The organism is Holospora obtusa F1 (assembly GCF_000469665.2).
GTDB lineage: Bacteria > Pseudomonadota > Alphaproteobacteria > Holosporales > Holosporaceae > Holospora > Holospora obtusa.
Genome location: NZ_AWTR02000053.1, coordinates 1 through 21,262, shown reverse-complemented (window position 1 = coordinate 21,262; position 21,262 = coordinate 1). Strand labels below are relative to the sequence as shown.

The 21,262-nt window shown below is 32.3% G+C and carries 13 protein-coding genes and 1 other RNA gene; 5 read left to right on the top strand and 9 right to left on the bottom strand.

Going from position 1 to position 21,262, the window contains the following annotated elements; genetic code table 11:
- Both P618_RS08185 and P618_RS08825 read left to right on the top strand, forming a co-directional pair.
- On the top strand, positions 1–292 hold a 292-nt coding region (locus P618_RS08185), incomplete at its 5' end, for a hypothetical protein (protein WP_162147062.1).
- A gap of 327 nt (positions 293–619) precedes the next feature.
- A complete protein-coding gene (locus tag P618_RS08825) occupies positions 620–751 on the top strand; it encodes a hypothetical protein (RefSeq protein WP_021826922.1) in 132 nt (43 codons plus the stop codon).
- Here P618_RS08825 and P618_RS06000 read toward each other — a convergent pair.
- The 3 genes from P618_RS06000 to P618_RS09245 all read right to left on the bottom strand — a co-directional run bounded on the left by P618_RS06000 (position 746) and on the right by P618_RS09245 (position 3,052).
- Positions 746–1,075 (bottom strand): hypothetical protein, encoded by a 330-nt coding sequence (locus tag P618_RS06000; protein ID WP_021826921.1) that lies wholly within the window; start codon positions 1,073–1,075, stop codon positions 746–748. The genes P618_RS08825 and P618_RS06000 overlap by 6 nt on opposite strands.
- A 480-nt stretch (positions 1,076–1,555) precedes the next feature.
- Positions 1,556–2,149: a hypothetical protein gene (locus P618_RS02605; RefSeq protein WP_021826919.1), complete on the bottom strand. Its 594-nt coding sequence runs from the start codon at positions 2,147–2,149 to the stop codon at positions 1,556–1,558.
- A 786-nt stretch (positions 2,150–2,935) separates the two neighbouring features.
- Positions 2,936–3,052 (bottom strand): IS630 transposase-related protein, encoded by a 117-nt coding sequence (locus P618_RS09245; RefSeq protein WP_075260888.1) that lies wholly within the window; start codon positions 3,050–3,052, stop codon positions 2,936–2,938.
- Between the two features lie 644 nt (positions 3,053–3,696).
- Between P618_RS09245 and P618_RS02600 the strand changes: the two genes are divergently transcribed.
- On the top strand, positions 3,697–5,424 hold the full coding sequence (locus tag P618_RS02600; RefSeq protein ID WP_021826917.1) for a ribonuclease J: 1,728 nt from the start codon (positions 3,697–3,699) through the stop codon (positions 5,422–5,424).
- Between the two features lie 231 nt (positions 5,425–5,655).
- Here P618_RS02600 and P618_RS09240 read toward each other — a convergent pair whose 3' ends face one another.
- The 3 genes from P618_RS09240 to P618_RS02590 form a co-directional block, all read right to left on the bottom strand.
- The gene (locus P618_RS09240) at positions 5,656–5,853 is read right to left on the bottom strand and encodes a transposase (protein WP_420805316.1); all 198 of its coding nucleotides are present in this window, start codon (positions 5,851–5,853) and stop codon (positions 5,656–5,658) included.
- Positions 5,854–6,806: 953 nt separating this feature from the next.
- Positions 6,807–7,172, bottom strand: an RNA gene (gene rnpB / locus P618_RS06005) — RNase P RNA component class A.
- A 617-nt stretch (positions 7,173–7,789) separates the two neighbouring features.
- Positions 7,790–10,003: an ATP-dependent helicase gene (locus tag P618_RS02590; protein ID WP_021826914.1), complete on the bottom strand. Its 2,214-nt coding sequence runs from the start codon at positions 10,001–10,003 to the stop codon at positions 7,790–7,792.
- Between the two features lie 1,884 nt (positions 10,004–11,887).
- Between P618_RS02590 and P618_RS02585 the strand changes: the two genes are divergently transcribed.
- A complete protein-coding gene (locus P618_RS02585; RefSeq protein WP_021826911.1) occupies positions 11,888–12,400 on the top strand; it encodes a protein-export chaperone SecB in 513 nt (170 codons plus the stop codon).
- Between the two features lie 1,323 nt (positions 12,401–13,723).
- Positions 13,724–13,924 (top strand): hypothetical protein, encoded by a 201-nt coding sequence (locus tag P618_RS07825; protein WP_040458312.1) that lies wholly within the window; start codon positions 13,724–13,726, stop codon positions 13,922–13,924.
- A 761-nt stretch (positions 13,925–14,685) separates the two neighbouring features.
- Here P618_RS07825 and P618_RS02570 read toward each other — a convergent pair.
- The 3 genes from P618_RS02570 to P618_RS02560 all read right to left on the bottom strand — a co-directional run bounded on the left by P618_RS02570 (position 14,686) and on the right by P618_RS02560 (position 20,123).
- The gene (locus tag P618_RS02570; protein ID WP_021826908.1) at positions 14,686–15,636 is read right to left on the bottom strand and encodes a P-loop NTPase family protein; all 951 of its coding nucleotides are present in this window, start codon (positions 15,634–15,636) and stop codon (positions 14,686–14,688) included.
- A 23-nt stretch (positions 15,637–15,659) separates the two neighbouring features.
- Positions 15,660–16,448, bottom strand: a complete 789-nt coding sequence (rsmA, locus tag P618_RS02565; protein WP_021826907.1) for a 16S rRNA (adenine(1518)-N(6)/adenine(1519)-N(6))-dimethyltransferase RsmA — start codon at positions 16,446–16,448, stop codon at positions 15,660–15,662.
- Positions 16,449–16,853: 405 nt separating this feature from the next.
- Complete coding sequence (locus P618_RS02560; protein WP_021826906.1) at positions 16,854–20,123, bottom strand: hypothetical protein; 3,270 nt, start codon at positions 20,121–20,123, stop codon at positions 16,854–16,856.
- Positions 20,124–21,262 lie beyond the last annotated feature (1,139 nt).

Here is a 21,262-nt window from a genome sequence, read left to right as displayed (position 1 = left end):
TCCTGCAGTTTTTTGTGCTGGAAAAAATTTCGAAGCTTGCGGTTTAGCCTGTTGTTGCGCTGGAAAAATTTTCGAAGCAGCAAAAAATTTCGGAGCAGAAAAAAATCCTACAGTTTTTTGTGCTGGAAAAATTTTCGGAGCTTGCGGTGCAGCCTGTTGTTGTGCTGGAAAAATTTTCGAAGCAGAAAAAAATCCTACAGTTTTTTGTGCTGGAAAAATTTTTACAGCTACTACAGAAACTGAAAAAATAAAATTTAAAACGCAAACTAAAAAAATAACATTCATTTTTTAAAAAGATAAAGACTACGTTAATTATTTTATTTTTTTTTACCAAAATGTCAAATTAAAAATATATTAATTTTTTCAACATATTTTTTTGACATATATAAATTTTTTGTATAAAGACTGAGTTTAGGTAAATGTTTAGTCCCCACAACATGTGGTTTGGATTATGATTAAAATTTGACGTGTTACGTTCAAATTCTAAGATGATAATATCAAAGAGGGGCTGATATTTCAATAATTTCAGCTTTTTTTGATGATTATAATAAAGCACAAAAGTCATCATATGGCGCTTTAGCTCATCAAGGTCTTTGTAAAAATACGCTTTTGTTGTATAGTGTTTGAGGATTCTGTTGCTGACTTCGACCTGAGCGTTGGTTCAAGGATGCTTGAATTTGGTGAATCTGTATTCAATATTATGCTTCTTGCACATCGTTTTGGCCTCAGGTGTAGTGCAAACAGTTCATAGGTAAATTGCGTTCCCATTGTCTGTGAGAATGTTCGTTATTTTAAAAGGACAATGGGCGATCAGATTTTTCAAAAATGCACTTGACTCGTTAGCCAACATCTTTGAATGGAGCTCGACATAATCTTTAGGTAAGACATTTAGACCATTTCTTTTAAGGCATCGATGCAGATTAGAGCTTATGAGATTGGGAATCTTCTTTTTCAAAGCACTATAAACATCATCAAGCAAAAGCTTAGAAACGCGCCTGAATTCACACACAATTTCTTGCTTTTGTTGCAAATAAAACGCTCTTTGGTTGCGCAAGGCCAGAGCGTTTATTTTCAAAACAACCGCATTTCTTTTACTTCAAAACTGAAGGCCCAAACCCTTTGCTATTTCTGCAGCGCTCTGTACAGAGCTTTGTATTTCTTTTCGGACTCGAAGCGTCGTCTTGGCATTTTCATACAGTATACTTCCCATACATTAGCCTCCTTTAGTTCTTTATAGGTTATACCATAAGAATGTGAAACTAAACGCTCAACCACCCTACTCGCTTTCGTGGAACATTTTTTGTCTTTAAGCATTCGAGCACTGATCCGAAATAAGAATTCAAGATATTCCATGCCTCCTTGCATTTTCTCGTGTAATATTTTTTTTTCTAAAAGAGTAAGGTTTTTGGTAACGTTTGATGGTCTAGCATCCCCATCTTTTTTTTCGATACCAAAAAAGTTATTCTATGTTATTCTTACTATTAAAAAATTCTTATTTATTTTTTCAAAGGGTAACTTAAATTTCTTTTGAACTAGGTTTAGAAGAAAATTTTAATTACGTTGATTCAGAAGCTTTTTCTAAGTCTTTTTCATTATTTTCAGAAATCTCAGGATTATTAGAAGAAAGAGTTCCATCGCTCGATTCTTTGTCCTCTTGCATTTGTTTAGGCATAAGTGTTTTTTCGATAAGCGCCTGATCTTCTGAATCATTTCCCCAAGATATTAATTTTTTCCCTACAACATTAAATAATTCTTTAATTTTTGGTAAAATATAATTAATAAATTGTTTTCCTGTAATGTGTGCTTGCTCTGTTACTTGATTGGCAATTTTTTTTGCTTGCTCCCCTGCGTGCTGCGCTATCTCACCTGCTTGTGAAACCAAATCGGTTTGCGCATAATCTGATAGTTGCTCTACACTTTTTGTAATTTTCTCTAATCCTTTTTTGATCAGGCCAGGTTCTTTTGTATCAGAAGGTGTATCTTCTGTTACTGTGTTATCTTCAACAAACGTAGCTTTATCTTCTTGATTTTCAGGAGACTTGATTCCATCCTTTGAAAGTAACTCTAATCGAGCATCAATAGATGTAGCATAAAGCACTTGACTGTGAATGATCACCATCAAAATTAAAATTATTTTTTTATCTTTCATGTTTGCATTTTTTTTATTTTATGAATTATATCATAATTGAATTAAAATAATAATTTGTAAAAAACATAACAAAAATGCAATTTTATAGTAAAAGCAGTTGAATTACAATAAAGTAAAAAAAGCACTAATGGACTGATATAAGCACTGGAAGAGCTCAATTTTTTGCCTAATTCATTGCTTCATATGTGCCCAAATTTCTCGATTGAATTTAAATCAGGTGAATAAGATGGTAAAAAAACTACAACGCGCAGATTCAAGTAATTCTCTAGTGCTTTGAAAGGTATGAAATAAAGCATTATCTATGATCACAATTTGTCCGTGTTTCAATTCTTTTATAAAAAATCGCTCTACTCAAGCCTCGAATTAAAAACAATGGTAGCAATCTTTTTATTGTTTACTAAACTCGCTACAATATGATTTATTTCGTAATATTTATCGCTTTTTTTATCAACAAGTTTTTTACTTTTTTTGCCTTATTCTCTATCTTTGTAAATAGTTAGCTCTATCCCGCTTTCACCAATGTATACAATACTTTAAGATGATATATCTTTTAGATCTTCTTGGTATGTATTTCGTTTTTCTTTACTTGTTTTACACATAGGTGAAGATTTTTTTATAACTACGCGCCTTAACCAATAACGTGCATCACTGACACTCATGCCAAATCCTCGAGTAATATTTTCTGATCTAACATCTGGAATTGAATAAAAAACTCTTTTTTTATAGTTGCTTTGTATTCAAACGTATTGTTGGGCAGCAGTGTCCTTGGCTTTTATAGCGCAAATATCATCTGTTGATTGTCATTTTATTTATTTCAAAAACTTTCAATGCTTCTTTTTGACCGTTACCTGCTTTGATAAAATTTATGACCTTTTCTCTTAAATCTATACGATATGGACGCATTGACATTATTTACATTTTTAGAAAAAAATATATCATACATCGTATTTCAATTCAACTGCTTTATTATAACGTACATTTCCTTTGAATTCTTATTAAATTCTAAAAAAATATCAAAAAAATTAACTTAATTGAGGACGTGACCTAATTGCGCGTTGTTAATCCGTTTTTTAAAACATTGATGTTTTTACGCAACTATGGAACCCAAATCTTTGTGACCTACATGCTTAGATGTAAAGACTGAGTTTTTATTCTTCAATACACAGGGCTCAACTCAATTTACTGTAAAGCTTTTAACACAAAAACAAGGCATGCATAATAACATTTTCATGCCCTGAGATCAAAAGCGTAACTCATTTTGGAAATTAAAATATTCAAGATGATCATGGATTGCAATCACAATACTCGTAAATACTAGCCTTAAAAATCGTCAACATAAAAACGATTTTAAATAAAGCGAAACGCTCTTCTTCACTCTTTTTTAGAGGGTTAATAATGATTTAGGCGATGGGTTTGTTAAAAATTAAAAATGAGAACAACATTTTCCTTCAAAAATTCTTAAAAAGTTAGAATGACAAAAAAAATATAATGTAGTATACTTAGGGCAAAGAAGAGGATTTAATATTCCTCGATAACAAGAATTTGATATGCTGCAACGCAAGCAATTTTCTTTCAGGGAGCAAAATGTTCCCCGTTTGCTCTCTTTAAATAATTTGGAGGGGCTTTATTTTTTACCTCTTGGGGGCTCTAATGAAATTGGAATGAATTTAAATCTTTATGGATATGGTGCTCCAGGTGAGCTTACCGAGTGGATTATTGTCGATTTTGGGGTTAGTTTTTCTCACACCCCTGATCGTGTGATTGTTCCAGACATTCATCCGTTCTTAGAAATAACCGACCCAAAACAAATTAAAGGTATTGTTTTGACTCACGGGCATGAAGATCATATTGGCGCTCTACCTTACATTCATCATTTATTGCCTGAACTTCCTATTTACGCTACACCCTTTACTGCGTTTCTTTTGCAACAAAAAGCGATAGAATCCAAAATTGTCATGGATATAAGGGAAATACCTTTATCTGGATCTGTAGAAATTGGTCATTTTGTAGTAGATTACGTAAGCTTAACTCATTCTATTCCTGAATCTAATGCTATTCTTATCCGCACTCCAAAAGGTAAAATTTTTCATACAGGTGATTGGAAAATTAGTAAGGAAACTATGGTGGGCGGAGGAATTTGCGAAAAAACATTACGTGCTATCGGTGACCAAGGTATTACGGCTATTGTTTGTGATTCTACAACCGTTTTCGAAGAAGGGTTTTCTGGGTCAGAAGTTGATGTATCTCATCGCTTGATATCCTGCGTAAAAGAACTTAAAGAAGGCCGTGTCGTTATTGGATGTTTTGCTTCTAATGTTGAAAGATTAACGAGTTGCTATTTAGCAGCAAAAGCTTCTGGGAGAGTTCCTATTTTGGCGGGACGTTCTTTGCAGCGTATTGCAAAAGCAGCTATCCATTGTGGATATTTTTCTTCAGATATGAATTTTTTAGAAATCAAAGAAGCAGAAAATATTCCTCCAGAAAAACAACTGATTATTGCTACCGGAAGTCAGGGGGAACCTAAGGCAGCATTAACTGCTATGGCTATTGGAACGCATCATTTTTTAACTTTAGGGGAAGGTGACCATGTTATTTTTTCTTGTAGAGTTATTCCAGGAAATGAAAAATCCGTATATGCACTTCAAAATTGCTTGACTTCTAAAGGAGTCAACGTTATTACGAGTAAGATCGCTGGAGAAATTCATGTTTCAGGTCACCCTTATCGAGAAGAGCTGCGACAAATGTACACATGGATTCGTCCTCACATTAGCGTACCCACTCACGGAGAAGCTCGACATTTACGAGAGCATGCTAATTTGGCTAAATCTTTGGGGGTTCCTCACGATATGTGTATCGAAAATGGTATGGTATTGCACTTAGATAAAGAAAAACCTAAAGTTGCTGGATTTATTTCTCACGGAAAGCTTATAGTAGATGGAAAAAAGCGACTTATTCCTGAAAATGGCATAGAAATGAATGAACGATTTGCTTTGTTGGAAAAAGGTATTGTATTTATTAGTCGGCATGTGCGCAAAGGGAATAGAATACATATCAGTGTTTCTTTTGAAGGGTTATTTGAACATAATGAGCGCGAAACATGGAGTAAAGAGATTAGAAAACGTGTCTTTCAGTGTTACGTTTCTAAATCAGCTTCTGAAGAAACAGAAAAAATAGGACACGCTAGTGATGGGTTAAAGCAACGTATAGAAGAAAGGGTTCGACAATTTTTTCGTCAGCGCATCGGAAAAGAGCCCTTACTTTGTATTCATATTTAAAAAATAAAATTGGTTATCGTGCTTTTTAAAAAATGATTTTATGAGTTATACCTCAGTCTAGTATCAACTCTGTATTACCGTTTTTTATTTTATATCGGAATCTATGATTTAATGAATTGAAAGAAATTTTCAGTCAACGTACAGCGCTAAAAAGCTTTAAGAATGTGACTGAAAGTTTTACTTTCTGTAAATTTAAAATATTCGTAAAATTGCTGTATAAAAATCATAATTCTAATATATAGTAATTAAGCATGAAAATAGGATTTGAAAGAATACGGTAATAGCTTCGTAAAATTTATCAAACTGGTTAATTTTTTTCTTAATCCATCTTTTCATATTAGCCAAAAATTTCTCTATTGGATTCAAATCGGGTGAGTATGGCGGTAAAAAAATGACTTGACAACCTAAAAATTCGATCAACTCCTTCATTTCTTTGTGATCTATGAAATGCAGCATTATCCATTATTACAATTTGTCCAGGTTCTAATTCCTTAATCAATAACCGAGATACCCAGCTTCAAATAATTTTGTATGACAAGAACCATTAAATACCCTAGTGCTATCGATTTATGATTAACTTACCCAGCTATAATATTTGTCCGCTGATAATAGTTATCGCTCTTTTTGACAGCAAGATTTTTCCCCTTTCTGCCCCATTTTGTGTCTACACACATGATCATCTCAATACAAATTTCATCAATATATACAAGGTTTTTTGACGGAGCCTCTTTTTGTCCCGTTTTCAAACTAAATTACTATAAAGAATACGATTTTTTTGGATAAAATCAAAAAAGATTAAAAGTTGATATCTTTTATGCGAAATTACGGTTTTACGAAATTTCTTAATGGGATTTAGATACTCAAAAGCATAATAGCAAAAAATTTATACTTTGCAAACTTTATGCATCCTTTGACTTTTTAGATACGTAAAACAAGGCGTAATCCATAATCAAATTTTTTTACTTAAGGTTCAATTATATGGCAAACATGATCTCTAGAAGAGCGTTCTGACATCATATAGAAAAGAACTTCTCCCTTCGATGAACCGGGTATCGCGCTTTACTTATTCATAAAACTCAACTTAATTTACGATACTCTACAACAATATTTGTTCAAAACCATCAAAGCCATGAATGCATTACCTTTTAAACCTGAAATGCTTTTTTTTTGTACCACTTATCGGCTTCTCCTCAATTTTGCTCACAGAGCCTATATATCCTCGTTAGATGAAAATTTTTCTTTTCATTTATCAAAAAACAATCAGCTCAAGCAAATTTACGGATTCTCATGCTGTATCTTTTTTTATTACTACGTTCCTATCCAAACACTTTGAAAGAAATTGAGATAACAAATCTTAACTTAAGTCTTTATACTAAAAAATAAAAAGCGGAAAAACTATAAGCCGGGTTCTGTCGTGGCGATCATTTATCTACGCAACTTTATTACTAAAGTGCTTTAGCAGCCTACCCAAGTGACATTGCGCAAAAACATCGCACAGTATTTTTTATACTTGATCACTTTTATTTGGCTTTGCTCCCAACGGGGTTTACCATGCCATATAGAATTACTCCTAACGCGGTGCGCTCTTACCGCACCATTTCACCCTTACCTTTAAAAAAAGGCGGTATTTTTTCTGTTGCACTATCCCTCAAGTTACCTTGGCCGAGCGTTACTCGGCGTTGTGTTTTTGTGGAGCCCGGACTTTCCTCTTTAACATGATGAGTTACAGCGCTCGCCTGTTTTTCCGCTTACCTAAATTGTACCAAAAATCGAATTCTATTTCAATGATGATTCGAAAAATTAAATTGAGAACGAAGTCGCATCAACATTGAGTCAAGCGCGTAAATTTCAAAATTTTTTTAGCCATAGAGAGCATCTAATGCATCGCTTTTAACATTTCTTGACTTCTCCCTTAAAAAATAGGGCGAACATACTCTGTAAAACACGAAAAGACTCCTCTTTTTATACATAGATAATAAGAGATATTAAAAATATTATGTAAGCTCCTATGAATCAACAAATTAAGAAAAAAAATCTGAACTTGATACGTATACGTTGCTTTTATCCAATTCCTTAATTTTTAAAATTTACTATATAATTTGAATTTCGAATATTACGTGATTTTTTATCACGAAACAAAATGGATAAAATAAGTTATTTTATTACGCAAGAATGCAATAAAAATTACCCAAATATCATTAGCTTTGCACTAAACATTCTTCATCTATTTTTGTGAGTGCACTTTTTAACATAAAATGAGACACTTCACGTATAAGAAAAATTTATTTCTTCGAAAGCATGACTCAAACATAATAACATTTTTCAAAAAAATATTATAAAAACAGTGCAATTTACTGATCATTCATTAATGAGGCTCTGTAAAAGAAAGAAAATTATCCATAACACTTTTGGTTCCATAATTCTTAAAGGTGAGTCGAACAACATGATCATGATATGATTCAACGACTCCCCATCCAAAAATGTGATGAAATAAAGAAACGCCCGGATGTATAGAGTTTTTTGAAGCGTTGACTGATTCTTTAGAAGCAGATACATTTACTGATTCTTTAGAAGCAAATGAATTTTTTTTATTTTTTTCATCTTTTTGTTTTAAAGAAGAAGTGTGTTTTTCTAAAGAAAGACGAAGATTTACTTCGCATGCAGGTAACTCTTGAATAAAACGAGAAGGAGAAGCTGGCATCTGTCCCTGCATGGTTCGTCGATTCCAAGCAAAAGTAATGTGAACGCGTTCTTTTGCTCGAGTTAACGCGACATAAGCTAATCTCCGCTCCTCCTCTAAGTCGCGCTCACTTAGGCATCGAACATGAGGAAAGAGTTGCTCTTCCCATCCCACTAAAAATGTTTCTTCAAACTCTAATCCTTTAGCAGCGTGCAAAGTCAGTATGGACACGCTATCTTGAGAAGAGCGTGCACGCAATTCTAACAGTAAACTAACATGATCCAAAAAATCTTCTAAATTTTGAAAGTTTTCTAGTGCTTTTAAAAATTCCTTAATATTTTCTTGTCGAGAAATTCCTTCATTTCCCTGATTCAAGAGATAAGATTCGTATCCAGATTCCTGAAATACTCTTGCTGCTAATTCTTCTAACGTTCCCTTATGTAAACGCCACTGTTGAACTTGGTACAAAAGAATAGAAAGGGCAGAAGATATTTTTTCTTCTTCACACAAGTAACGTCCGGCTTCCTCTAAAGAGCAATCCTTTTCTTTAGCTTTAGAATAAATTTTTCCCAAAGCACTGGGGCCCACACCTCTTTTTGGAGTGTTAATTACGCGCTCAAAGGCAAGGCCATCACTGGAATTGTGAATCCAACGAAGATACCCCAGCATATCTCTGATTTCTTGTCGCTCGTAAAAATTAATAGATCCCACCACTTGATAAGGAATATTTTCCACTAAAAAACGCTCTTCAAATTCTCGACTTTGAGCGCTTGTACGCATTAAAATGGCCATGGACGAATAGGGACGTCCCTTTTGATAAGATTGCACAATTTTTTGTACGACATAAGCGGCCTCTTCTTTTGAGTCCCATAATCCCTGAATTTCAATTTTTTCTCCATCTTTGCGCTGAGTACGTAATGTTTTTCCGTGCCGCATACGATTATTTCCGATTAATTGACTGGCTCCAGACAAAATAGAAGGAGATGATCTATAATTTTCCTCTAATGGAATAATACGCGCTCCAGGAAAATCTTCTTGAAAGCGTAAAATATTTTCAATATTTGCCCCTCTCCATCCATAAATAGATTGATCTTCATCCCCAACGCAAAATAATCCTTCTGTTTGAGCAGCAAGTAATTTTAACCACGCATACTGAAGCCCATTAATGTCTTGATATTCGTCTACTAAAATGTGCCTAAAATATTTCTGCCACTTAGATAAAACAGTCGTATTATTTTTTAGCATATGATAACTTAATAAAAGTAAATCATCAAAATCTACACTATTAGAAACCTCTAATTCTTGTTGATATTGATGATAGAGTGTTAAAATCACTTCATCACACGGAGAAAGAACGTGTTCCGGAAGCCACGTTTGACACTTCCATTGACTGATTTGTTGAAGAACGTTTTGGCACGTATACTGTCGCTTGGCTTTCATCGCTTTCAATAATTTAGCCATAATTCGTCCTTGATCTTTTGTATCTAATACAGAAAACCCAGGTTTCCTTACCATAAGCTCTGGGGAGCTTTTCAACAATCTAAGTGCCAAGCTATGAAACGTTCCAACCCATAAACTTTTAGTTTGAATTGACATCAAGTGTTCAAGACGTCCTTTCATTTCTTGAGCTGCTCGATTTGTAAAAGTTACGGCCATAATACGAGGCAAAGGAACATCACATTTTTGCACCAAATATGTGTATCGTAAAGTTAGTACTCTAGTTTTTCCAGTTCCTGCTCCTGCAGAAACCAATACCTTACCTTCTGCTTGTACTGCTGATTTTTGGGCAGAATTAAGCGTTTTAAAATTTTTATAAAATTCATCAGATTCCAGAAAAGATTCTGAAGTTTTTGCGCTAGAGTCTTTTAATTCCAACTCAGGAAATTTTTCTTTATTCACGAAGGCTCTCCTTAATCATAATTTTTAGTTAATTTGTTTCTTTATTATTTTAAAATTTAAAAACGATTCAGATAAAAAGATCATCCAAAATAAAAAAGTTTTTAGTGCTAATGTTTTTATCGTAAAAAACAGAAACGTTCTTAAAGACAGAAGAAGGTCAGTTGAATTAACTTTTTTCATTGTTTACGATTCCGTAAAAAAGTAATAAAACGCGTGACTTTCTTGGATAAGCAACCTGAAAGTCAGACTACAATTTTTTGCGATACTTTTGTTGCACAACGAGCAAACAAAAATAAATTTTTTTTACAGTGCTACAAAAAAACGTTTTATTAAATTTTAATTTTCTAATTATATAAGATGCTAACACAAAAACGTTCATTTGAGAAGGTTTTTGTTCTAATTTCAAGAATAAATTATATACAACTCAAATAACTTTTTTAAATTTTGAAAATTCTTTCATTTTCTTTTAGAATATACTAAAAACATCTTGATCTGGCATCAATTTCCTTACGTGTTCTAGATTTAAGTCTCCTTCCAAAAAAAAGAGCCCCTCACATGATTTTTCATCGTATGTAGAATTTTTACAAACATTTAAAGAAGCTATTAAACACATTTGGTGATAGTTCGCTGTTTTTTAGAATAGGCTTTCTATGTAAGTATTTCTTAGAATTTTTTAGTTCGATGCGAGGTTTCTCAGACCTTCTGGAAAACCCATTTTTCAAGCTCACGATATTGGAGATGCTGTTAAGCTTGACGCTTCAGTGTCTGTACTTGTTTTGCTAGCTATCGCACACAATTGGATGTTTTGACGTCTTGGAACATGAGCTCTACACAATCCGAACGCGCCATGTTGTGTGCTTTTGTTGTCCAAGGACGTTTATACGTGTTACGGTTACTTAGACTGAATTAAATTTTAAAAAATCAACAAAATGCAATAAAAAATTAATTATTTTATCGTTTTTGTTTCGGTATAACAATAAATCGCATCTAATTTAACCTAAATTACTAAGTCACAAAAAATTTTAAAATATTTAATTGCTTATTGCTGTACAGAAAATTAAGTTGAAGAGGTGTGGTTTTTAGAAAAAAATTCCAAGATCCTATAGCAAAGAACCTCTGACTTCAATCACTGAAAGTCATGTTTTAATTTTGTTCACACTCCTTCTAAACTTATACTATAAAAAAAATTAGAGCTTGAATGCAGAGTTTTGATACTTTTGACGCTTTCCCATAGCAAAGAACCTCTGACTTCAATCACTGAGAGTCATGTTTTGATTCTGTTCACACTCCTTCTAAACTTATACTATAAAGAAAATTAGAGCTTAAATGCAGAGTTTTCATACTTTTGACGCTTCGAATTATTTCGATTTTTTAAAAGAGATGTTTTTGCTTTCATAAACCGTAAAAATCGGATAGCTTTGGGATACTTTGTTACACATCAGCGCTTTTGGTGCGTTGTTCAGTTTTCCGTTTTAAACGTGTGATGCTTTTTTTGAAATTGTAAAGTTTTTTTGTCTTCAATGTCTTGTTCGTATCATTGATGAGAAGAGTTTAATCTTTTTCTGTAATAATTTTTACACTTTTTGGGGGAAAGGTATCTTGGGGATATGCAAACTTTCTATAATCAGTAAAATTTCCATACTTTTATTATACAAATTTTTCTAAATTTTCTTGCGCAAAAGGTTTAGATCTCGTCATAAAAATATTTCACTTTACGATGACGTTTTGAAGGGATCACGACATTTTTTCTTTTCACTCCCTACTACTATAACTACAGATACAAGGCGATAATTTTTTTTTAGGTTCTAAATTTTGAAAACGTACTATTTTTTTTTTTTAAATAGATATAATGGATTGAAGTTAGATTAGATAAAGATTTTTTAGATGCAACAAAATTTTCAAGACCCTCTTTTTTCAGGAAAGACTTCTTCGTCCTTTGATGGAGAAGAAGCTGTAGAATCAGGAGATTCTGTCGATTTGGATCTTGTTTTTCAGCACATAGTAGATTGTTCTGTAGAGTGTCCTTCTCCCTTTGTCTTGTCGGAACAAGACGGAAAAGAACCTGAGACTCAGGTTTCTGTAGACGTCGCGGCGGAAGGAGAAGGGGAGCATTTTCAGGTTGTGATTGGGATTCGAGTAGAAATGGTGAAGGATCAGAAACCGGCGTGTATTATTGAGTTAAAGTATGCTGGGTACTTTTTAATCAAAAATGCAAGCAAAGATATGTATCCATTTTTATTATACGTAAATTGTCCAAATATTTTGTGGCCTTCTGTTCGAAATTGGATAAGAGTTGTGACGTTAGAGTGCGGTCTTCCCGGTTTACAATTAGGTAGCATCGATTTTACGGATATTTTGCGAAAAAAAATAAAAGATTCACAGCAGTCCGAAGCCTAAGAGTAATAAACGGGATTTTGATAGTCAAAGTTTAAATTTTAGTTTGGGTGAGAAAACTGTGTCTTATCAAAACCCCGGTCATTAGTAGTTTTTTTAATTTCTAAATATATTGAATTAAGTTAAAATAAGGTGATTATATTGGTGCATTTTTTGATTCGTACAGTGAAGTCATGAAATAATCTCTGAATTACTTATTTTGTAGCTCTAAAAATATACATAGATTACTGAATTTTTTGTGTTTTAAAAGGAATTTTAAGTTCTGTGAAAAAAAATTAACAAAACTAAATGCGATAGTAAATTAAGTAGAGGTTTACAAAAATAAGTGTGATTTCTAGAAGAAAATTTTAAGATCCCATAGCCAAGAATCTCTGACTTCAATCACTGAAAGTCATGTTTTAATTCTGTTCACACTTCTTCTCAACTTATACTATAAAGAAAATCAGAGCTTAAATGCAGAGTTTTGATACTTTTGATGCTTCGAATTATTTTGATTTTTTAAAAGAGATGTTTTGCTTTCATAAGCCGTAAAAATCGGATAACTTTGGGATACTTTGTTACACATCAGCGTTTTTGGTGCATTGTTCAGTTTTTCGTTTTAAACGTATGATGCTTTTTTCCTAAATTGTAAATTTTTTGTCTTCAATGTCTTGTTCGTATCATTGATGAGAAGAGTTTAATCTTTTTCTGTAATAATTTTTACACTTTTTGGGGGGAAGGTATCTTGGGAATATGCAAACTTTCTATATTTGTTTAGTTCCAAATTTTTATGGTATAACCTATAAGGGAGAGTTTTGATGTTTAGATAGTTTTATGTTAAAATACGACTATAGTGTCGTATTAAGGTCACCAGCAATGCATTGCAAAAAGTGTACTTTCGAAAATTGCATAAGGAACGGTATAATACGCAAGGTTCAGAGCTGTAAGTGAAGGAATGAGGTTATAACTTTGTTGAAGGTGACAAGAGGGGCAAAAAGAGAGGCGGCTGTCAAAAAAGCCTTATGCGTCATTTTATACTCTTTAGCTAAGACATCTTTTAACATGATGGGTAAAATTTTTAGATATTCTCCTTCTATTATATACAAAGTGGGTGATGGCAGAGATGGAAAAAACACAAGAATTTGAGGTTTCAGGTCACATTCAAGCAATGAAATTTGATGAAATGTGGTATTTTTTCCAAAAAAAGTCAAAAACTTTGAATTATCAAAGCCGTTGATCGTAGCGCACGGAGAATTGTCGCCTGGGTTACAGGAAATCGTGATGCTAAAATATTCAAACAACTTTACGAAAAAGTAAAACATCTCAAAAATTGCTCATTTTATACTAATGACTGGGATGCTTTCTCTAAAGTTCTACAAAAAAACCGCCATAGTATTGGAAAATCAGGCACTGTATACATATAATAGCCATACAAGACATCACCTAGGACGCATGACGAGACGTACTAAAGTCCTTTCCAAGAAGGAATTTTATGGTGTACAGATCAATCAAGCTTTGGTGTGCGCTTACGACATCAGAAATTTTTAATCACTATCAAAAAACACTGCTATCTATCTTTATGTGAAAACTCTCAACAGTTTTTTTATAGCTAAAGCCTAGCTTATTTCACCTCCGATACGCAGAAATACTAGCATTAAATAGTTTTGCTATCTTCTTTGCTCATTTTTTATTTTCATTGACCTAAACATAAACCCTTAGCTTTTCTGGGGCTATTTTGCTCTTTCTGCCTAAGCGTGGTTTAGCTTTAATGGACCCTGCTTTTTTGGGCCTGATCCACCACTTACTTACTCTACTTTTTGGATGTCGTGTTTTGAGTGTTACCAAGCTTAATATATTCTATTACTCTCTTCCTTAAATCTAAGTTGTAGTGTTTTTTTGTCATTTTCTCTTAAAAAGCATATCCTTGTCCCGTTTTCAAGCGAAATTACTATATGTATCCGAAAGGCCATAAAGAACGCTGTATTTCTTCACGCTTTGATAAGGTAACAAACACATTTTATGCTTTACTCATTTTTTTGTCTACGCTCTTGGGCACTATCTTCTCTTTACAGATCTCAAATTTTTTACCTAAATACAAAAGAATTTTTTAAATATATTCGTCAAAAAGTATTGTTTCTCATTTTTTTCTGAATTTATTTTTTTCTGAATTTTAAAAACGGAATAACACCTTAACAACAAAACATTACGAAAATGAAAAATCTTTTAAGAAATTTAAATGTTTATTGATCAGAAAAGTAAATGTTTATTGATCAGAAAAGTAAATGTTTATTGATCAGAAAAGTAAATGTTTATTGATCAGAAAAGAATATATCGTGCGAAAAAAGTTTTGCGTCAAAATTCCACAAATCTTCTAATTTTTCACCAACTCCTATCCCATAAATAGGAAGTTTAAAAGTTTGCGTTAAAGAAACAAGCATTCCTGCCCGAGCTGTTCCATCCATTTTATTTACGATTAAGCCAGATAAAGGAAGAATTTTTTGAAAAGATGCAACCTGTGTCGTCATGTGTTGTCCTGTTGTTCCATCCAATATTAACAAAATTTTTAATGTATAAGGTTGTGTTACGTAATATTTATTAATTACGCGATATATTTTCTTTAGTTCATCCATCAAATCACTGCGATGAGGAAGACGGCCTGCGGTATCTATTAAAATTACGGAGTTTTTTTTATCTTGAGCATCTTTTAACCCTTGATACACAACACTTCCTGGATCTTGGTAGCAATTTCCCTGAAAAGAACTCTTTTCAGATGCAACAGAGTGTGTATCAAAAATTTGTGATTTCGTCATATCTGCGTTTGCGCGCTGAGCCCAAATTTCTAATTGAGATTGGGCGCCGGCTCGAAATGTGTCACCAGCAATACAACGTACACTTTTGTGGCGCCATTGATGCGCCAATTTTCCAAGAACGGTTGTTTTTCCTGCGCCATTAACTCCTAAAGCTAAAATAACCCAAGGATGGTCAAAGCTAGCTTGTTCCATATCTAATCGTGCTTCATAAGGAGAAAGTAGTTCTAAAAGACGCGCACTTAAAACATGCACCGCTTGATCCCAATTTTTAGGGCGTTTTCGTTCTACGTAATCGACCAAAGCCATAGAGGCGTCTAAACCAAAATCAGCTTCAAGTAAAAGCTCTTCTAAATCTTCTTTTTGACACGAAGATTTCGTAAACCATGCTTGAATTTTTTCAGACAATCCCTGAGCTTTACTGCATATATTTTTCTTAATACTTTTCCACATGTTGAACTCCCTATTTTTATGTTTTATAGGTTTGCTTTTTGTATATACTCTGAAAACTTTATGTATTGCTCCACAGTCAGCTCTTCCGGGCGATTTTGCATGCATGCTCCTACGCTTAAAAGACCTGACTCAAGATATCCCGAGGGGAAAGATTTCTTAAAGTGTTCCAATGCATTTTTAAGAATTTTTCTGCGCTGAGAAAAACAGTTCCTTAAGATAATTTCCAAAAGATCCAAATTTACACAATGGAGATTATTTCTGAAATGTAGCATGTAAGAGCGAACTTTTGGAGGAGGAGTAAAGCATTCCGGACCAACTTCTGCGACTAATTCCACATAAGCAACACTTTGAATCATTACAGAAATTCGGCCATAGGCCTTTGTACAAGGGGTAGCCATAACACGTTTTCCTAATTCTTTTTGTATCATAAAGAACGCATCTGGAAAATGTTCTCGATAACGCAACCACTTTAATAATATTGGGGGGCTAATATTGTAAGGCAAATTTCCTACAAGCATACCTTTTGGGCAAACATCCCATTTTTGCTCAAGAGTATCCCCCCACAAAATTTGAAGAGGAGGAGAATATTCTGAAAGCGCTTGCTTAAATCTTTGGTCTTTCTCCATTACGCAATAGTCAAAAGCCAAAGGACGAAGATAATCGGTCAAAGCGCCCAATCCTGGACCAATTTCAGTAATAGATCTAAAACGGTTTTTGTTTTGAACTTTTTCTATTGCGTTGGCTATTTGGGCCAATACAAGGTGGTTTTTTAAAAAATGTTGTCCTAATCGTTTTGACGCTTTTAGACTCACGCATTCCTCAATTAGTTAACTTCTAAAAAATTTAATGGTAGCATATTTTTTTTTAATAATATAGGCATAATCGCTGTTTAAATTATTTCTTCAAATGAAATACTATATATGGTGTCTCATAGCGTGTATAGAAAATTAGATTAAAATTTTGTGCATTGAAGAAAAAAAGTAAAATTTGAGGTTAAGTAATCGAAGTGAGACAATTTCATCCTTAATCTTTTGGCCATAGTTAAATTAAGTTGAAGTTTACGCAAAAGCATCTTGGTTCTAAAAAAAATTCTAAGATCACATATCCAAGAACGTCTCCCTTCAATTACTGAGAGAAAAACTTTACTTTCATTCATAAACTTCTATTTAATTTAGTCTAATCTTCTTTAATAAAAATTTTAACTTTATTAATGAAGCTTATTGGTGTATTATTGGACATTCTCCAAATTCAAAATTAAGACTAGTTCTTCCGTGCATTTCTGCATAGGCTAAACGAAGATTTAGGAGCACACCTTCCGAACATCTTGCATTTGGAAAATTTTTCTTATCTAGTGAACTTCCACTGCCATCATGAATGATTTCTGTCAATCTACTCCATAACAAATCTGGATAATAATGCGTAGCACTTCCTTGCTCGTAGCATTCTTTGTCCTGATTGCATTGAAGGTCCTCTTGTTTGAGATTTTCTTGGTTATATTTTGTTAAGCAATAAATATTTCTTAATAATTGCTCTAAATCGCTTTTTAACGCTTCACAAAACTCATTTTCATTAATACAATTTTTTGAAAGTTTAATAGTATTCAAATCTTTTTCAAAAACTAACTCTAAAAGATCTTGTACTACTTCATCATACCCTCTATTTAGCATTCTATCATCGATTTTATTTGGATCGAATTGACCAAAAAAAGGAGGAATACGCTTTTGAAAAATCTCAGATACTAAGTATTCATTGTACCCATAAGCCTTAAACAGATTATACCCAGAGGACTCCCAGTTCAAAAATTCACAAAAATTTGATAAAGTTACTGATAAAATATCTGAACCTTTTTTTCTAACTTTCCATTCCTGTCTATTTTCCCAACTGTCTTGTTTTGGATTTTTTGGAATTCGAATTAATCGAGTGCAACTACGTAAGACGTCTGCATCGCGTTGAAAATAATGAGACAAAGCTTCTAGAAAATATTTTTTTAATCTTCCTGAAACATCCTCCTTAACCGTGTGAAGAATCAAACTTTCATACCCTTGAATAAGGTCTGTATTTTTTTGAGCATAAACCTCGTCTAGATACTTAAAACAATTCAACATATTTTCTTTGTGAAAAAGATCATTTTCCTCAGAATCAGGATATAAAATTTCTATAAAACGAATCCAAAAAAATCGATTTTCGGCAAAAATTTTTCTGTTTTGCACATTAAGATTATTATGCTGATGATTGAGCACGCACCAATCAAAAAAACTAAAATTTTTTCTAAGAGCTAGAACAGATTCTCTATTCTTTGGATCTTCTATGGCTTGTTTTTTTAATTCCTGATAAAGCTTATCTTTATTCGCTTTTTTGCTGATAACATGAGCGGAAATAAGTTTTGCAAATTGTTTTGCATACTCGTAACTTTTTTGCTGTACAACGGATGCAAAAATAGACCCTGCAAAATTTTCTAGTTCAATACAAGAAAGCATATTGATCACTAATTTTTTTACTTTTTCTTGATGAGAAAAATTTTTCTCCTCTTGAAATACAGAAAATGGGAACGGATCTATATCATCTAATAAACCTTTTGAATCAATTAAATTTCTTAAAATTTCTTGTTTTAAGCGAACGGGAAAATCTAAAAATTTCACTAATATACTTTCCTTATGATAATAGTTACAAAGACCTATCGAAAATATTTTTAAATTTGATTCATCAAACCTATTAATCGTTTTATAATCAATATCTTCAAAAAAATTTTTACAAAGATCCTTCAAAACTGGTGAAATGATTTCATCTTTTATTTTACAAAACTGAGAAACGAAATTCAAATACTTGACATAAGTTAATTTATTATATATCAAATTATCAGAAAAGTTTTGGAACACGCTTAAAGGAATCTTGTTTTTGGAATTGAAAAGAGAACCTGTAACCTGAGAAAACTCAAAATCACTTAATTGATTTAATCGTGTCAAATCGATATCTTTTAAAATATTAAAAACAAACTTCTTATTTGTATTAAAAATTTCACATAAAATTTTAACAAATTGTTCGTTTTTTTTTAAATAATTTATTTTTTTGAAATTGATCATTTGAAAAATATTTAAGGGGAATTCTTGAACTGATTTAAAAAGTACGCTGATAATATTAAAAAAGTCAGAAGAATTAAAGGTGTTTATTCTTGTAAAATTAATATCCTTAAGGGAATTAAAAGAAATTTGGTATTTAGAATTAAAGAGAGCATACAGGATACGCGCAAATTCTGGAGAACTTAATGTATTAATTTTTTCAAATTGGATACGCTGAATGACGTCGAAAGGAATTTTTGGCCAAGCACTAAATATGGAACATATACCTTCCATAAAATGAGGATGTGTGAATTCATTAATTTTTTCAAATCTAATACCTTTGATCCAACTTAAAGGGGCTTTTTTTTCGTATTTACACAAAGCTGCAGCAGCAAGAGAAAAATGACTGTCATCTAAATAGTTCACTCTTCTAATGTCCAATTTTTCAAAAATCTCTAAAGGAATCGTTCGTTCTGATTGACAAAAATTAAAAATAATGCTAGAAAAATTTTTATTACTTGCAAAATTTACTCTCTCAATATTCAATTTTCTCATAAAATTTGAGGTGATTTCTTGATGAGAAATGCAAATGTTCGAAACGACTCTAAAAAATTCATCTTCGCTTAATGTATTAATTTTTTCGATATCAATTTCTTCAAAAAATTGCGAAGAAATCGTGTGATTCATACGTAAAAAAAGCTCCAAAACTTGAACGAAATAATCATGACTTAAGCTATTAACTTTTTTCGTTCCTAATTTTTCAAAAAATTTTGAAGAAACGTTGACTTCATTCATTAAAAAAAAAGATCTCACAAAATTAAAAAAATTAATCTCAGATAATGAATTGATTTTTTCAAACCCAATTTTTTCAAATGTTTCTGCATTAAACGTGTTCATAAGACCGAGCAACGCTCCTATAACCTTAGTGAAGCGATCTTCATGCATTTCCTTTATTTGAGAAGTGGCCATTTTTTCTCGTTCAAAAAAATTTGGCTGATTTTTAATTTCATGGGTCGGATTAAAAACTCCAAATAACACAGTAGCCCAAAAATCATCATTTAAATGCAACGGATCCTGAATTTTATCTAGCCATTGTAAAGCAAGGTAAGCGGATTTTTTTCTGTCATGAGAAGATATAGGGTGAGTAAATTCAGAATCAAAAATTTTTTTATAAAGTTTAGATCCTTCAAAAAAATATTTAAAAAAGCCTTCAACTTCCTCGTTATTTTTTGCTCTTTTTGTCATAACCTCCAAAATGACCAAAAGTCCCTTACGATCTATGGTTGTATTTTCTGTTTTTAATTCTTTGATAACAAAATTTATGTGCTCTTGATTACTCCACTCTCCAGTGATCAATGTATGAACCGACGCCGGAAAGGAAAAAATCTGATTGCTGAATAAAATAAGAGAGAAAAAAAATATGCACTTCATTGGAAAAAATTAAATTCTTTTATTATATGTAACTAGAAAATATTTGATTATTTTTGTCAATAATTGTCTGTAAATATATGATTTTTGTTATATGTGTAACTATAGCGCACTCAATGGCCAAAATGTCAAACATAGTATTTAAACACAAACACATGTATTAATGTAATGCCTCAGTTAAAAGGCTTATTACATATGTATACATACTACATAATTTCATGTATACAAAGCAAATGAGAGATACAATATCTTAAAATTTTTCATGATACAGTCAATTAAGTCGAAGCTCAATAAAACGAGAAGTATTTCTAAAAGAAAATTCTAGATTTTGTCGTCAAGAGATAAAGTATAGTACAATGAAAATCAATAATTTCGTTTTGTAAAAGAAATGACGCAATGAAGCAAAAAAACACGACATAGTAGAGAAATTTTGGAAAATATTAGAGCCTCATCTAGCGAAAAAAGCAGGATAGTTGAGGAAAAAAAGCAAAGAATAATCGTAAATTTATAAACACTGTCTTAGAATTGGTTCTCCTTGGCGGAATCTTTCCTTGGATTTACTGAGATTAGAAAAATACGCACAAAAAGATTTTTCAGAAAGCAAGATTAAGGAATTTAAGAAATATTTACTCCCCAACGACATATGGCTTGGATTATGATTAAAATTTGATGGATTTTGCTCAAACTCTTTGAGAAAAATATCAAAGAGAAATTTAAGTTTGCGTTGATGATTATACTATAAATCAAAATCCATGAAATGATTTTTAAATTTTTACAAGTACTGAGCGCTTTTGTTCTACATTTTTTAATAATTTTGTTTGTAACTTTCGCCTATCCATTGGTCCAAGGATGTCTAAATTGTGTAAGCCTATCCTCAATTTTATGAGCTTTACAAATACGTATCAAAAGGATAAATTTTTGGACGAAGATACTCAGCTAGAAGCGCATAGCTAAAGAAGTATCTGTTTAATTTTTTCCCTTTTTGAATATACAGTTAAAGAAGATTTTAGATTGAGTATCTGATGTTACGCAGCAATAGTTGATTTTTGCTTGAAATAATCATATTTTTCGTCCATAAGTTTTTAAGGACAAAAAATGAAACTGGATCTTCTTGATATGTATAGCGACTATTTGATAAGTCA